The sequence below is a fragment of the Streptococcus cristatus genome (assembly GCF_003944225.1).
Taxonomy (GTDB): Bacteria; Bacillota; Bacilli; order Lactobacillales; family Streptococcaceae; genus Streptococcus; species Streptococcus cristatus_K.
The window spans coordinates 38391-53430 of sequence record NZ_RJPN01000010.1 but is presented as its reverse complement, the minus strand read 5'-3'; the positions used below and the strand labels follow the sequence as shown (position 1 = coordinate 53430).

Genomic DNA, 15040 nt, shown 5'->3' with positions numbered 1-15040 from the left:
ATCAAGTCTCTTCTAATTTAGAAAAGTCGGTCAGAGCAACTGAGTAAAGGGTAGAGAATGGCATATAAAAGAAACACCCATGAAAATGGACTTTCATAGGTGTTTGGATTTAAAAGACTCGATAAACGTAAGGATTGTCCGGTTTTTCCACCTTATCAAAGCTCTCAACTTCTAAAGTTGGTAGGCTTTGCCCCAGACTTTTATGGTAGTGCATGGCAAGTTTCCCCTTGGCATGAATCCAGGTATTATTCTCGAAACGCTGGGTATTTCCAGTCGTCAAGAGGCCATAGACACCTGAGTCGGCGATACAATGGATAATACCAAAGCGAAAGAGAAATTGGCTCTTCTGGTCGCTAGGGTCATTGTAGACAAATCCAGTGAACTCCAGCGTTTTGCCCACAAACTCGTCGGGATAGTCATAGATGACCTCCATGACCTCCATGTAGTTCTCAGTGGTGACCTGAATGGTATCTTGCTTGATATACTTCTTGGCAGCTGCCCGCATTTCTTTTTCATAAGCCCCTTTAGTAAAGTAGGTGCTAGTGTCTGGCTTCAGGTATTGGCTGGTTGTGCCTTCGTCCTGCTGGACGGCTGCAGAGTTTCCCTCAGCCAGCGGGAAATGAAATCCTTTGGCCGAAACTGTTGTCGAATCCAAGGTTACGGTTGGAAAGAAAATTCCCACAAAGAGCGGAATGATGAGGAGCAGGATGCTGCCTAACTTGGCCCAGCGAGTACTTAAATGACTGTGGACCTCCATCTTCTTCATCCAGATGATAAGCTGCACGACTGCCAAGATAAAGGACAGAATCATAGACAAGTAGGCCAGATAGGAATAGTGGAGATTGATATATTGGTTTAGCTTGCCCGTCAGCTGTAGATACATGGTGATCTCAAAGTAGCCGACTAAGATTAGAAATCGAATCATAGCACTACCCCCACAAGCCAAGAGTAAAGAAAGACGACGACGGTAACCAGGCTGATAAATTGCCAGATAAAGCGTGTCTTAAAGTAGTTTTTCATCATCAGCAGATTCTTGACATCTAGCATAGGCCCAATGACCAAGAAAGCTAAGACTGGCGATAAGCCGAAACTAGCAATCAAGGAGCTCCCGATGAAAGCATCAGCTTCGCTGCAAAGTGAGAGCAGGAAGGACAGCAGCATGAGCAGGAGAATGGCAACAGCTGGTGTCGAGCTGATAGAAGTCAGGATTCTGGTTGGCACATAGACTTGTACCAGGCTGGCAAAGAGACAGCCAAAGACCAAATAGCGGCCTGTATCGAAAAATTCGTCAATGGCCTGCACAAAGACCTGAAAAACCTTTTGTCCTTTGCTGAGATGTGAAAAGTCATGCTCATGAACAGCCTTGCGATTTTCTTTTTGGATATTACTGTCTGCAAAGAAGCCTAGAAAAATCCCTAAAAGAATAGCTACGACCATAGAACCTAAAGCACGAAGCAGAGCCATTCGGAAGGAATTACCAAAGGCTGAGTAGGTCGCAAAGAGCACGATGGGGTTGATGACTGGAGCTGTCACCAGAAAAGGCACAGCTGTGTAACTTGGAACTTTCTTTTCCAAGAAGCGGTTTATAATGGGAACAATTCCGCACTCGCAGGAAGGAAAGACTATACCGATCAAGCTTCCAAAGAAAATCCGAGCCCATTTGTTCTTGGGCAGGAAACGATAAACCTTGTCTGGCGTGACATACACCTCGATAAAGCCAGAAATAATACTCCCAATCAAGACAAAAGGCAGGGCCTCAATGATGATGGAGAGAAAGATAGCGCCAGCCTGTAAGACGCTGGAAGGAAGGTTAGAAAAGAAACTCATGCTTTTCTAGCCTTTTCTTGCGCTTCTTTTTTCTTTTTGTCATCTGGAAATTCTACTTTTTCAAGCTTTGGCAGGGTCGCAAACTCCTCGAACATCTTGTCTAAATCGTCTGTTTTGGTAAATTTCACAGCCATAGGGCCACCTCATTTCTAAAATAATAATTCTATTATACTACCAAACGAAAAAAAATGATATTTTCAGCCATGATGGATCAGAGAGAGCGGACTCATCCTAGCAAGAAAAAGATGGATTAAACTAGTCTTTATAGATTTTTCAGCTTGATATTATGATATAATAGAAGCGTTATGGAAAATATAAATATTCAAAAAATTGCCCAGAAATTGGGCCTTAAAGAAAGCCAAGTATCACAGGTCCTAGATCTGACTGCTGAGGGAAATACGATTCCTTTTATTGCTCGTTACCGTAAGGAAATGACGGGAAATCTAGACGAGGTCGAGATTAAGGCAATCATTGATTTAGATAAGAGTATGACTGCTTTAGCAGAGCGCAAAGCAACGGTCTTGTCTAAGATTGAGGAGCAGGGCAAACTAACGGATGCTCTTCGCTCTGAGATTGAGGCTGCTGAAAAGCTGGCTGATGTGGAAGAACTTTATCTGCCCTACAAGGAGAAGCGCCGTACCAAGGCTACTATTGCGCGTGAAGCAGGTCTCTTTCCTTTGGCCCGCTTAATCCTTCAGGATGCGCTTAATTTGCAGGAAGAAGCTGAAAAACTGACTAGTGAAGCCTTTCCGACAGCGGAAGCTGCTCTTGCTGGAGCGGTGGATATTCTAACTGAGGCGATTTCCGAAGATACCAAGCTGCGGGCTTGGACCTACCACGAGATGCAGACCAATTCTTCTATCGTATCCAGTCTCAAAGACGGTGATTTGGATGAAAAGCAAGTCTTCCAGATTTATTATGATTTTTCCGAAAAAGTAGCGACCATGCAAGGATACCGGACCCTGGCTCTTAACCGTGGCGAGAAGCTAGGTATTCTCAAGGTTGGTTTTGAGCACAATCTTGAGAAAATCCTGCGCTTCTTTGAAGTTCGTTTCAAGGTGAAAAATGCCTATATTATCGAAGCTGTTCAGCAAGCAGTTAAAAAGAAAATCATTCCAGCCATGGAGCGCCGTATTCGGACCGAGCTGACTGAGACTGCTGAGGATGGAGCGATTCAGCTATTCTCAGATAATCTCCGCCATCTCCTTCTGATTGCTCCTCTCAAAGGTCGCGTAGTACTGGGCTTTGACCCAGCCTTTCGAACAGGAGCCAAGCTAGCTGTTGTTGATGCGACAGGAAAAATGCTGACGACTCATGTCATCTATCCAGTAGCGCCAGCAAAGCCAGCTCAGATTGAAGCTTCTAAGAAGGAGTTGTCAGAGCTGATTGAGCAGTTTGGCGTGGAAATCATTGCCATCGGAAACGGAACTGCCAGCCGAGAAAGCGAAGCCTTTGTAGCAGAAGTTTTGAAATCTCATCCAAATGTCAGCTATGTTATCGTCAATGAGAGCGGGGCGTCTGTCTACTCAGCTAGTGAACTGGCTCGTCATGAGTTTCCAGATTTGACTGTTGAAAAGCGCTCAGCTATTTCCATTGCCCGCCGTCTGCAAGATCCTTTGGCTGAGCTGGTCAAGATTGATCCTAAGTCCATCGGGGTTGGCCAGTACCAGCATGATGTTAGCCAGAAAAAGCTGTCTGAAAGTCTTGACTTTGTCGTTGATACCGTGGTTAACCAAGTCGGAGTCAATATCAACACTGCCAGTCCTGCCCTGCTGGCCCATGTAGCTGGTCTTAATAAAACGATCTCAGAAAATATCGTCAAGTATCGGGAAACAGAAGGCTTGATTCGGTCTCGTGAGGCCATCAAGAAAGTACCACGTCTGGGCGCAAAAGCCTTTGAACAGGCAGCTGGCTTTTTGCGTATTCCTGAAAGTGATAACCTGCTAGACAATACAGGAGTTCACCCAGAGTCCTATAAGGCAGTGGAAGAACTCTTTAAGCGTCTGGGAATCAGCAGTTTGGATGAAGCAGCCCAAGCCAAGTTAAAGGCTGTTCAGATTGCTAGTTTGGCTGCAGAGCTAGGCTTGGGAGAAGAAACCCTCAAAGACATTATTGCGGATTTGCTCAAGCCTGGCCGGGATTTGCGTGATTCCTTTGACGCGCCAGTTCTGCGGCAGGATGTCTTGGATATCAAGGACCTACGCATCGGTCAAAAGCTGGAAGGTGTCGTCCGCAATGTCGTCGATTTCGGAGCCTTTGTGGATATCGGTATCCACGAAGACGGACTTATCCATATTTCTAAAATCAGTAAAAACTTTATCAAGCATCCAAGTCAAGTCCTGTCTGTTGGCGATTTAGTTACTGTCTGGGTGGATAAGCTAGATGTGGAGCGGGAGAAGGTCAATCTCTCTCTGATAGCGCCAAATGAACCTAACTAACTATGTTAAGCAGGTTTCGCTGGAAGATTTTGGCTGGGAATTTCACCACCAAGCTTATTGGAACAAGCGTCTCCGCACGACTGGAGGACGCTTCTTTCCAAAAGATGGTCATCTGGATTTCAATCCGAAAATCTATGAAACTTTTGGGCTTAAAACTTTTCGAAAAATTGTCCGTCATGAGCTAGTCCACTATCATCTCTATTATCAGGGCAAAGGTTACCGCCATGGAGATAGAGATTTTAAAGACCTCCTTAAGCAAGTTGACGGTCTCCGCTACGCTCCATCCTTGTCAAACTCGCAAACCTTTCTCATTTATGAATGCTTGAGCTGCGGAGCACTTATCCGCCGCAGACGCAGAGTCAATCTTCAAAAATATCGTTGCGGTCGTTGTAGAGGAAAACTATCCTTCCTACAAGAGAAAACGAACAGAGACTCAGCGAACTAAAAACGAATAGTTGCAGAATCAGCCTTGGGGCTGATTTTTTTGTCCTACCACTATGGTAAAATGAAATAAAGAATGAGAGTTGAGGTCATCATCATGAAAACTAAGTTTTATAAATTAAGAAGAAACCGAGTAATTTCTGGGGTTTTGTCGGGACTGGCCGATAAATTTAACTTTGATCTTGGCTTGTTACGCTTTTTATTCATCATCTTTACAGTTTTCAATTTTGGCTTAGGAATTTTGATTTATATTTTGCTGGCTGTCGTGATGCCTTACAAGGAAGATGTGGAAGCGGAAATGTATGGGACCGGCCCTCGTAAAATGAAAGATGCCGAGCCAATCAATGACAATGACGGTTGGTTTTGGTAAAGTAACAAATATAAAATTCGGGAGTATGCCCGAATTTTTGCTAGATGTGGAAGAGACGAAAAGAGAGAATCTAGGGAAGTGTAGCTGGCTGAATCTGGAAACTGCTACCGAAAGATGAATGACTTTATCCAAGGAGGAAATATGACAGAGGTTTGGAATGCCTATGACTCGAATCGAAATCAGCTCCTGCATCTCCTAGTTCGAGGAGAAAAAATTCCTGAAGGGCAGTTTCATCTCTGTGTCAATGTCTTGGTTCGCCATCAGGATGGTGATATTCTCTTTATGCGGCGGTCAGCAAATAAAAGTCTCTATCCTGGCTACTACGAGTTTGGAGCAGGAGGCAGTGTATTGGCAGGAGAGGATAGTCAGACAGCCGCCTTGCGGGAATTGGAAGAAGAAACAGGCCTGGTTCCCGACAGTATCAGACTGTTGGAGCAGGTGTGCTCTGTCGAAGACCAGTGCCATTTTGACTTCTATGAAGCAGTGGTGTCTGGGGACAAGAGCCAAGTTCGCTATCAGGCAGGCGAAACCGATGCCCATCTCTGGCTACCTCTAAATAAAATACCAGTCTTTATCGAGAGCCATCCTTGTTTTCAAAATCAAAAAAGAATTCTCAAAAAATGGATTGGCTAGTTATTTTGACTGGCCTTTTTGCTGGTTGGGAGATGTTTTTACAAGCATATAGGGAAAAATCCTGCTTAATTTCCAATCTTAAAAACTCTTTTAGGGTAAAAATTTGCTATAATAGAGAAAGATAAATTTGAAGGGAGCAGGGAATGTCTGTAAAGGTCAAAGATTTGATTGAAAAAGTCCGTTTACGCATCGTTTACGGCAGTGATGACCTCTTAGAAAAGGAGATTTCGACATCGGATATTTCGCGGCCGGGCCTTGAAATGACCGGCTATTTTGACTACTACACACCAGAACGGATTCAGCTGATTGGGATGAAGGAGTGGTCTTATCTGATGAAGATGACGTCCCACAACCGTCATCAAGTCCTTCTGAAAATGTTTCAGCCAGAAACGCCAGTTGTCATTGTGGCGCGCAATTTGGAGATTCCTGAAGAAATGCGGCGAGCAGCCGAAGAAAAGCAAATCGCGATTCTTACCAGTCGCACATCAACCAGCCGTCTATCAGGGGAAATTTCTAGTTTCCTTGACTCGCGTTTGGCGGTCAGAACCAGTGTCCATGGCGTATTGATGGACATCTACGGGATGGGCGTGCTGATTCAAGGGGACAGTGGTATCGGTAAAAGTGAAACTGGTCTTGAGTTAGTCAAGCGGGGCCATCGTTTAGTGGCGGATGACCGGGTCGATATCTTTGCCAAGGATGAAATGACTCTCTGGGGAGAGCCTGCTGAGATTCTTCGCCATCTCTTAGAAATTCGCGGTGTCGGCATTATTGATGTGATGAGCCTTTACGGAGCCAGTGCGGTCAAGGATTCTTCACAGGTACAGATTGCCGTCTATTTGGAAAATTATGATACCAATAAGACCTTTGACCGTCTGGGCAATAATGCAGAAGAACTGGAAGTTTCTGGTGTCAGAATTCCTCGGATTCGCATCCCAGTTAAGACAGGACGCAATATCTCTGTAGTGATTGAAGCCGCAGCCATGAACTATCGGGCTAAGGAAATGGGATTTGATGCCACCAAGATTTTTGAAGAACGACTGACTAATCTGATTAGTCAGAATGAGGTGAAAGATGCTTGATCCAGTAGCTTTTTCAGTCGGTCCCTTTAGTATTCGTTGGTATGCGATCTGCATTGTCACCGGCTTGATTTTAGCCGTCTATTTAGCCATGAAGGAAGCACCACGCAAAAGAATGATTCCAGATGATATTCTTGATTTCATTCTGATTGCCTTTCCCTTGGCCATCCTTGGAGCGCGGCTTTACTATGTAATTTTTGAATGGTCTTATTATGGCAAGCACTCTCTGATTGAGATTTTTCAGATTTGGAATGGTGGTTTAGCCATTTACGGCGGTTTGATCACTGGTGCCCTTGTCCTCTATTTCTTTTCACAAAGAAGGCTGATCAATCCTGTTGATTTCTTGGATATTGCAGCACCTAGCGTCTTGATCGCTCAGAGTATCGGCCGTTGGGGCAATTTCTTTAACCAAGAAGCCTATGGAGCGGTGGTCAAAAATCTTAATTATCTACCGTCCTTCATCCGCAACAATATGTACATAGATGGTGCTTATCGCCAGCCAACTTTCTTATACGAATCCCTTTGGAATTTACTTGGCTTTGCCCTACTGCTGATTTTACGACGCCGCCCTAAATTCTTCCGTCAGGGAGAATTGGCAGCCTTTTACCTGATTTGGTACGGCTTTGGCCGGATGATTATCGAGGGTATGCGGACCGATAGTCTCATGTTCTTGGGTGTTCGTGTATCCCAGTGGCTGTCTGCAGCCTTTATTTTACTAGGCATCGGCATTATGATTTACCAAAGAAAAAAACAAGCCCCCTATTATCAAGAATGAGAGGAGAATATTATGCTTGAAATTGCTTATACTTTAGTTGCTGTCGCTTTGATTGTCTTTCTAATCTACATGACCCTCACTGTCAAAACTCTCGGTGATAAGGCTGCAAAAATGCTGGATGAGACAGAAAATACGATCAAAGTGTTGACTTCTGATGTCAATGTCACCCTACATCAAACCAATGATTTGATTGCCAAAGTCAATGTGTTGACAGATGATATCAACCACAAAGTAGCAACGATTGATCCGCTTTTCAATGCGGTGGCAGACCTATCCGAATCAGTCTCTGATTTAAATGATCAGGCGCGTGTTTTAGGAAAGAAAGCAGTCGCAGCAGGAAGCACGACAGCCAAAACAACAGCAGGCTTGACTGCCCTTCGTTTGTTTACAAAATTATTCAAAAAATAAGAAAGTAGGTTTACTATGGGAAAAATTTCATCACTTTTATTAGGTGCTGTGTCTGGAGCAGCTGCAGCGTACTTTCTAACCAGCAAAAAAGGTAAAGAAATCACTGAAAAAGTTCAAGACTTTGTCGTCGACTATCGTGAAGATCCAGACAAGACTCACGAAGCCGTTGTCCAATCAGTAAAGGACTTTTCAGATCAGGCTGTCAAGGCCATCAACCAAACCAAGGAAAAGGTTGAAAATGGCGAAATTACTGCTGAAACAGTATTGGAGTCTGTAAAGGATACGACCAAGTCAGTAGTAGACTATTCGCAGGATAAATTCCAAGAAATCAAAGAAAAGTTTGAAAAAGAAGAGGAAATTCTTGAAGAAGAAATTTCTGATATCGTGGTGGAAGAAGGAGAAAAAGCCCCTTCAGAAGAAATCATCATTGATTTAGAAACAGAAGAACTTGAAAAATAAAAAATTAGGCTAGCATTTGCTAGCCTATCTTGATTTTCAAAGAAGAAAGCGTTATCATATAAATAAAAGGGGGTGTTGCTATGAAAAATTTAAAAGTACTTGCCTTGCTTGGTTTAGGCTGCTGCTTACTAGCTTGTTCTCGGCAGAAAGCTTCAGAGTCTCCTCAGTCTAGAAATTCTGACTCTTCTTCTAAGGCTTCGAGCACAAGTCAAGCCCGCTCGAAAACAGCTAGCAGTAGTCAATCTAGTGCAAATCAATCTGGCCCTAGTCAGAGTTCGACTTCTACGGAGTCAGAAAGCTCTAGTCAGACCAGTGAAAAGGTCAGAGAGGAGGAGACGCAGGCTTCTAGCAAAGAAGCGCCTTCTCCAATCAGAAAACGCCTGGAAGTTCCCATGCAGATCCAGCGAGCTTGGAATACTTGCGCACCGACCTCTGTCAGTATGATTCTAGCTTACAGGGGCGTTCAGGCTAGTCAGGAAGAATTGGCACGAGCGATGGAGACCGATGAGACTTTCGGCACCCATAATGTCAATGCAATCCGTGTTTTAAATCAATATTTATTTGGTTATGCGGAAGTGCCGGCAGGCCAAGCGGGCTACCATCTTGCTACAGTGACTAGTAGCGCCCCGAATTCTGAAGATATGCGTCTTTTTAAAGGGCGCCTGCGCAAGAATATTGATGATGGCTATCCGCTATATTATACGATTGATAATGCCTCCATCTACCCAGGCCATAAGGGTGAACACAATGTTGTGGGTACGGGCTATGAATTATCAGCAGACGGCAGTGATGTCCTTGCAGTTTATTACATTGATCCGTCCTACACCGTTCAGGATCCAAACTATGGAGGGCTGAAAAAGGTAACTCCGGAAGAATTATTGGCAGCTATGCGTGCTTGTCAGGAACCAAATTACGCTTGGTAAAGAAAAGAAAAACGAGATCTTTCGATCTCGTTTGATTTAATTCGTAGATAATCAATGTTTCTTTCTCCGAACAGTGCGATAGCCTTGAATAACCATGAGACTCAGGACTACAGCAAGTGAGAAAGATAGAAAGGTGCTCATTTTTGCAGACAAAAAAATAAAGCTAAAAAAGACTGTCAAAATACAGAATAAAGCGATATTTATAAAGAAAAATAGCTCACGTAATTGTGATGCTGATTCTGCTTGGGGCAGGTATTCTTGATAGGATATTTCCTTAGTTTGTTCTGTCGAATCATGCAGTGGCGCTGATTCAAATTGTTTAAAATCTCTTACAGCCATTGTCTCTCTCCTAGTAGTACCTTATCATTCTATCATGTTTCTATGATTAGATATGTTACAAGATAGTTACAAAACGAATAAAATCGAATTAAGAAATCATAAATCCTATTTTTTTGGTATAATAATGATATGAAAAAGATAATTATTACAGCAACAGCTGAAAGTATAGAACAAGTTCAAGCCTTATTGGAAGCAGGAGTAGATCGTATTTATGTTGGTGAGGAAAAATACGGTCTTCGTTTACCGCATAACTTCACTTATGACGAATTAAATCGTATTTCTCAAATGGTTCATCAGGCAGGAAAAGAAATGACTGTTGCCGTCAATGCTTTGATGCATCAGGACATGATGGACCAGATCAAGCCTTATTTGGATTTTCTTCAGGAGATTGAAGTGGACTATATCACCGTTGGGGATGCAGGTGTATTCTACGTCTTGCAGCGGGATGGTTATAAGTTAAAAACGATTTATGATGCTTCAACCATGGTTACTAGCAGCCGTCAGATTAATTTTTGGGGCAAGAATGCTGGGGTGTCAGAAGCTGTTTTGGCACGAGAAATTCCATCGGCAGAACTCTTTAAAATGCCAGAAATTCTTGAGATTCCAGCAGAAGTCTTAGTTTATGGTGCGAGCGTTATCCACCACTCTAAACGTCCACTTTTGCAAAATTATTATAACTTTACACACATCGATGATGCGAAATCAAGAGAGAGGGATCTCTTTCTTGCGGAACCGAGCGATCCTCAGAGCCATTATTCGATCTTTGAGGACAAGCATGGGACTCACATTTTTGCCAATAATGACTTGGACTTGATGACCAAGTTGACAGAATTGGTTGACCACGGCTTTACTCATTGGAAATTGGAAGGTCTCTATACTCCTGGTCAGAATTTTGTTGAGATTGCCAAGCTCTTTGTTCAGGCAAGGGATTTGATTGAAAAAGGTGAATTTAGCCATGACCAAGCTTTCTTGCTAGATGAGCTGCTTCACAAATTGCATCCGAAGAATCGTTTCCTTGATACAGGATTCTATGATTACGACCCAGACATGGTGAAATAGACAGGATTTTGTTGCCTTTATCTAAGTGGGCATCACCAAAAAAACTATTTGCTCACCAGAAACGTTTTAAGAAAAGGCACAGATTACTCTGCGCCTTTTTGAGTTTTCATCTATAAAAGTGGAGTGCTGGTTATGACTTCCAATAATCATAATTGTAGGTAGCTAGGATCATTTGCGTAATTTCTTCGGGTTCTTCCTGAGCTCCGCCGGCTATCCAAAGAGAAACAATTCCCTCAACACTGGATAGGAAGATTTCCAAGGCGTATTTCTGTGGGATCTGAAAGTTCTCCTCTAAAAAACGCTGGGTAGCAGCCTTTTGATCATCACTCAGAATGATACTGGTTATGAATTCACGAATAGCTCCACGAAAGTCAATATAATGGCTTCTGGTCAGGGCATTGATCAGACGTTCATTAGCACGGAGTATATGAAATTTGGCTATCATGAACCGTTTGGAATATTCGCCTTCTTCTTTAAACAAACTATAACTATAAAGTTGAGAAATGATGTCGCTTTTGAGGCTATCAATCATCTGATACTTATCTTGGTAGTGGAGGTAGAAGGTGCCGCGATTAATCCCTGCCCGTTTGCAGAGTTTGCTGATGGATATAGTATCGAACCTTTCCTCAGATAGTAGCTGAATCAAGGCTTCTTTGATGTCTTCCTTGGTACTAGTTTTTCGTTTCTGGACCATTTTTTCTTCCTTTTTGCTTAAATCAACACTTTGTTGATTTTTGATTATTGCTTTTTATCTAAGCTCATTATATAATATCTGTGATTTAGAATCAACACCTTGTCGATTTAAGGGAATGGGATTTGAAAAGGAGAGAAGCGACATGGCTTATATTGAAATGAAACATAGCTTTAAACGTTATCAGGTAGGTGACACAGAAATTGTCGCTAACAATGATATTTCTTTTGAGATTGAAAAGGGGGAACTGGTCATTATCCTAGGCGCTTCTGGTGCTGGTAAGTCTACGGTGCTCAATATCCTCGGAGGGATGGATACCAATGATGAGGGAAATATCCTGATAGACGGTCAGAATATTGCTGACTACAATTCCCACCAGCTGACGGACTATCGCCGCAATGATGTGGGCTTCGTCTTTCAGTTTTACAATTTGGTGCCCAACCTGACGGCCAAGGAAAATGTCGAATTGGCTTCTGAAATCGTCAAAGATGCTCAAGATCCTGTTGCCGTTTTAACTGCGGTTGGTATGAAAAATCGCCTCAATAATTTTCCAGCCCAGCTATCAGGAGGGGAGCAGCAGCGGGTGTCTATCGCTCGGGCTGTGGCTAAGAATCCCAAGATTTTGCTCTGCGATGAGCCGACAGGAGCTTTGGACTACAATACTGGCAAGCAAGTGCTGCAAATCTTACAGGATATGTCCCGCAATCAAGGAGCGACAGTGATTATCGTGACCCACAATGCTGCCTTGGCTCCCATTGCTGACCGGGTCATCCGTATGCACGACGCGAGAGTCAAAAGTATTACAGTCAATGAAGAGCCACAGGATATAAGTACATTGGAGTATTGATATGAAGAGAAAGATTTATTGGAAAGATATTCTGCGCTCCTTCACTAGCTCTAAAGGACGTTTCCTATCTATTTTAATCCTCATGATGCTGGGTTCTCTAGCTCTCGTGGGGCTCAAGGTCGCTCCACCCAATATGCGCAGAACAGCAACAGATTACTTGAAAGAGCAGCGAACCATGGACTTGGCTGTTATGGCGGACTATGGTTTGGATAAGGCGGATCAGAAAGAGCTGGAAGCTATCAAGGGAGCTGATGTCGAGTTTGGCTATCTGACAGATGTCACCGTGGACGAGGAGGCCCTCCGAGTATTCTCAGATACCAAGGATATTTCAAACTTTCAAGTGACCTCCGGTCGTCTTCCTAAGAAAGAGCAAGAAATTGCCCTAGCTAGCTTTTGGTCTAAGAAATATAAAATTGGCCAGGAGATTGATCTGACCGAAAAAGCCGGCAGCCGGTCAGTTCTGAAAAACAAGACCTATAAGATTGTGGGATTTGTCAACTCAGCAGAGCTCTGGTCTGATAGAAATCTGGGCAATGCGAATAGTGGTAGCGGGGCTTTATCAGCCTATGCTGTAGTCAGCCCTAAGGCCTTTGATACAGATGTTTACAGTATTGCCCGCCTGCGCTATCATGATTTAGAAAAGCTGGCTCCCTTCTCTGAAAGCTATCAGGAGCGTTTGGAGCAGCACCAGACTGCTTTGGATAAGAGCCTGGAAGATAACGGAGTGGCCCGGTTTAAGCGATTAGAGGCAGATGTTAAAAGCACGATTCAAGAGGGTGAAGATAAGATTGGTCAGGCTGAGAATGAGCTGACCCAAGGGAAAAAACAGTTAGAGCAAGCTCAGAGTCGGCTGGACCAGCAAAAAAGTCAGCTAGCAGCAGTCCAAGCTGCTTCTATCCTCCCTCCTGTACAGCTCAGCCATAGCCAGCAGCAGATTCAGGAAGCTGAATCCCAGCTCAATCAGAAAAAAACAGAGCTAGCAAAGGCAGAGAAAGACTTATCAGCTAGCAAGGACAAGCTAGCTGATGCTAAGGCAAACCTGAGTCGTTTGAAAGAGCCGGCCTATCATAGCTATGACCGCAAGTCTCTGCCAGGTGGGAATGGCTATCATATGTATAAAAACTCCATGAATAGTATTGCGTTGATTGGTAATATTTTCCCAGTGGTGCTCTATTTGGTGGCAGCTATAGTGACCTTTACCACCATGACTCGCTTTGTCGATGAGGAGCGAACAAATGCAGGCGTCTTCAAGGCTCTAGGCTATCATAGCCGAGATATCATTCTCAAGTTTGCTCTTTACGGTTTGGTGGCGGGGAGTCTAGGTACTTTCATAGGGATTCTGCTGGGACATTATTTCTTGTCGGGGGTGATTTCTTCTATTATTACTAGAGGAATGGTACTTTCTGCCCCTCATGCATATTTTTATGTTTCCTATAGTTTACTGGCCCTTGGGCTTTCCCTTCTTTCCAGCGTTCTCCCTGCCTATTTGGTGGCAAGAAGGGAGCTGATAGAGGAAGCAGCTCACTTGCTTTTGCCAAAGCCACCAGTCAAGGGCTCCAAGATTTTCTTGGAAAGACTGTCCTTTATCTGGCGACGTCTTAGCTTTACTCAGAAAGTCACAGCTCGAAATATCTGTCGCTATAAGCAGCGGATGTTTATGACCATCTTTGGTGTGGCGGGTTCTGTTGCCCTGCTCTTTGCCGGTCTAGGACTCCAATCTTCTATTGGTGGTATTCCAAAACGTCAGTTTGAGGAGATTCTGCGATACGACTTGATTGTTGCTGTCAATCCTGGGGAGAATCAAGCCGAACAAGATGATCTGAAAAAGATGTTGGCAGATGACTCGATTGCTACCTATCAGGAAATACACAGTGAAACCCTAACAGAAAAATACAAAGGGAAAAAAGAAACAGAGTCAGTCACTTTGATGGTTACGGACAAGGAAAATTTTGAACCTTTTATTTCGCTGGAAAGTCCTGACAACCAGCAAAAGCTGACTCTCAAGGACGGTATAGTTGTTTCGGATAAATTGGCACGTATAGCTGGAGTTAGCCCCGGTGGTAGTATAGAGCTGGGTGGCAAGTCCGTCAAGCTCGCAGCAGTCAATGAGAATCATTTTGGCCATTTTGCCTTTATGAAGGCGACTGACTACCAGAAGATTTACGGCAAAAAGCCCGAGAAAAACGCTTATCTAGTGCGACTCAAGAACCCTTCTAGTAAGAATATTGTGGACAAGGCCAATGAATTTATGAGCCTCAAGTCTGTCAAGAGTGTCTCCCAAAATGCAAGCATGGTGAAGCAGTTCAACGTCCTAGCTAATTCTCTTAATAATACGATGCTGGTTTTGGTACTGATTTCCATTCTTTTAGCAGTCGTCATTCTCTATAATCTGACAAATATCAATGTGGCCGAGCGGATTCGCGAGCTGTCCACCATCAAGGTTTTGGGCTTCCATAATAAGGAAGTGACCCTCTATATCTATCGAGAGACCATTATTCTTTCAGTGATTGGGATGGCAGTTGGGCTTCTAGGCGGTTTCTTCCTGCATCGTTTTTTGATTGAGAAGGTTGCGCCTAGTATTATCAGCTTAAACCCTCAAGTAAGTCCCTCCGTCTATCTGTTTCCTCTAACAGCGGTGACTCTTATTCTGACCTTGCTTGGCTTCTTTGTCAACTACCGCCTCAGAAGGGTGGATATGCTGGAAGCACTCAAGTCTGTTGATTGATAAAAAACATTTTAAAACTTTCACTCACT

Annotated in this window: 17 protein-coding genes; 12 read left to right on the top strand and 5 right to left on the bottom strand. The window is 43.6% G+C overall.

Features of this window, described 5'->3' with window-relative positions; genetic code table 11:
- Positions 1 to 109: 109 nt before the first annotated feature.
- The 3 genes from D8797_RS09010 to D8797_RS09000 are packed head-to-tail and all read right to left on the bottom strand — an operon-like array spanning position 110 to position 1961.
- Positions 110 to 925: a TIGR03943 family putative permease subunit gene (locus D8797_RS09010; RefSeq protein WP_125380349.1), complete on the bottom strand. Its 816-nt coding sequence runs from the start codon at positions 923 to 925 to the stop codon at positions 110 to 112.
- Entirely contained in the window at positions 922 to 1827 is a 906-nt protein-coding gene (locus D8797_RS09005; protein ID WP_125380347.1) for a permease, read from the bottom strand. The genes D8797_RS09010 and D8797_RS09005 overlap by 4 nt, the downstream gene beginning before the upstream one ends.
- A complete protein-coding gene (locus D8797_RS09000) occupies positions 1824 to 1961 on the bottom strand; it encodes an SPJ_0845 family protein (protein WP_125380345.1) in 138 nt (45 codons plus the stop codon). The genes D8797_RS09005 and D8797_RS09000 overlap by 4 nt, the downstream gene beginning before the upstream one ends.
- 171 nt (positions 1962 to 2132) lie before the next feature.
- On the opposite strand from D8797_RS09000, the gene D8797_RS08995 reads away from it, so the two are divergent.
- The 9 genes from D8797_RS08995 (at position 2133) to D8797_RS08955 (ending at position 9350) form a co-directional block, all read left to right on the top strand.
- Complete coding sequence (locus tag D8797_RS08995; protein WP_125380343.1) at positions 2133 to 4265, top strand: Tex family protein; 2133 nt, start codon at positions 2133 to 2135, stop codon at positions 4263 to 4265.
- Positions 4252 to 4710, top strand: a complete 459-nt coding sequence (locus D8797_RS08990; protein ID WP_125380341.1) for a SprT family protein — start codon at positions 4252 to 4254, stop codon at positions 4708 to 4710. Before D8797_RS08995 ends, D8797_RS08990 begins: the two co-directional genes overlap by 14 nt.
- Before the next feature lie 93 nt (positions 4711 to 4803).
- Positions 4804 to 5076 (top strand): PspC domain-containing protein, encoded by a 273-nt coding sequence (locus D8797_RS08985; protein ID WP_015605217.1) that lies wholly within the window; start codon positions 4804 to 4806, stop codon positions 5074 to 5076.
- Positions 5077 to 5217: 141 nt separating this feature from the next.
- Positions 5218 to 5709, top strand: a complete 492-nt coding sequence (locus D8797_RS08980) for an NUDIX hydrolase (RefSeq protein ID WP_125380339.1) — start codon at positions 5218 to 5220, stop codon at positions 5707 to 5709.
- Between the two features lie 143 nt (positions 5710 to 5852).
- Complete coding sequence (gene hprK, locus D8797_RS08975; RefSeq protein ID WP_015605214.1) at positions 5853 to 6788, top strand: HPr(Ser) kinase/phosphatase; 936 nt, start codon at positions 5853 to 5855, stop codon at positions 6786 to 6788.
- On the top strand, positions 6781 to 7560 hold the full coding sequence (gene lgt / locus D8797_RS08970; RefSeq protein ID WP_125380337.1) for a prolipoprotein diacylglyceryl transferase: 780 nt from the start codon (positions 6781 to 6783) through the stop codon (positions 7558 to 7560). Before hprK ends, lgt begins: the two co-directional genes overlap by 8 nt.
- A 12-nt stretch (positions 7561 to 7572) precedes the next feature.
- Positions 7573 to 7968: a DUF948 domain-containing protein gene (locus D8797_RS08965; protein ID WP_061910099.1), complete on the top strand. Its 396-nt coding sequence runs from the start codon at positions 7573 to 7575 to the stop codon at positions 7966 to 7968.
- A 15-nt stretch (positions 7969 to 7983) separates the two neighbouring features.
- Positions 7984 to 8427, top strand: coding sequence for a YtxH domain-containing protein (locus D8797_RS08960; RefSeq protein ID WP_061423198.1), 444 nt, complete (start codon positions 7984 to 7986; stop codon positions 8425 to 8427).
- Between the two features lie 80 nt (positions 8428 to 8507).
- A complete protein-coding gene (locus tag D8797_RS08955) occupies positions 8508 to 9350 on the top strand; it encodes a C39 family peptidase (RefSeq protein ID WP_125380335.1) in 843 nt (280 codons plus the stop codon).
- A gap of 51 nt (positions 9351 to 9401) precedes the next feature.
- Here D8797_RS08955 and D8797_RS08950 read toward each other — a convergent pair whose 3' ends face one another.
- Positions 9402 to 9689 (bottom strand): DUF3270 family protein, encoded by a 288-nt coding sequence (locus tag D8797_RS08950; RefSeq protein WP_061910092.1) that lies wholly within the window; start codon positions 9687 to 9689, stop codon positions 9402 to 9404.
- Between the two features lie 129 nt (positions 9690 to 9818).
- On the opposite strand from D8797_RS08950, the gene D8797_RS08945 reads away from it, so the two are divergent.
- Positions 9819 to 10748 carry a peptidase U32 family protein gene (locus tag D8797_RS08945; protein ID WP_125380333.1) on the top strand — a complete coding sequence of 310 codons (930 nt, stop codon included), beginning with the start codon at positions 9819 to 9821 and terminating at the stop codon, positions 10746 to 10748.
- Between the two features lie 130 nt (positions 10749 to 10878).
- Here the strand turns inward: D8797_RS08945 and D8797_RS08940 are convergent, their stop codons facing one another.
- Positions 10879 to 11442, bottom strand: a complete 564-nt coding sequence (locus D8797_RS08940) for a TetR/AcrR family transcriptional regulator (RefSeq protein ID WP_125380331.1) — start codon at positions 11440 to 11442, stop codon at positions 10879 to 10881.
- 142 nt (positions 11443 to 11584) lie between these two features.
- Between D8797_RS08940 and D8797_RS08935 the strand changes: the two genes are divergently transcribed.
- Together D8797_RS08935 and D8797_RS08930 are read left to right on the top strand one after the other, a co-directional pair.
- Entirely contained in the window at positions 11585 to 12286 is a 702-nt protein-coding gene (locus tag D8797_RS08935) for an ABC transporter ATP-binding protein (protein ID WP_125380329.1), read from the top strand.
- A 1-nt stretch (position 12287) separates the two neighbouring features.
- Positions 12288 to 15011, top strand: a complete 2724-nt coding sequence (locus D8797_RS08930) for an FtsX-like permease family protein (protein WP_125380327.1) — start codon at positions 12288 to 12290, stop codon at positions 15009 to 15011.
- Positions 15012 to 15040: the final 29 nt, after the last annotated feature.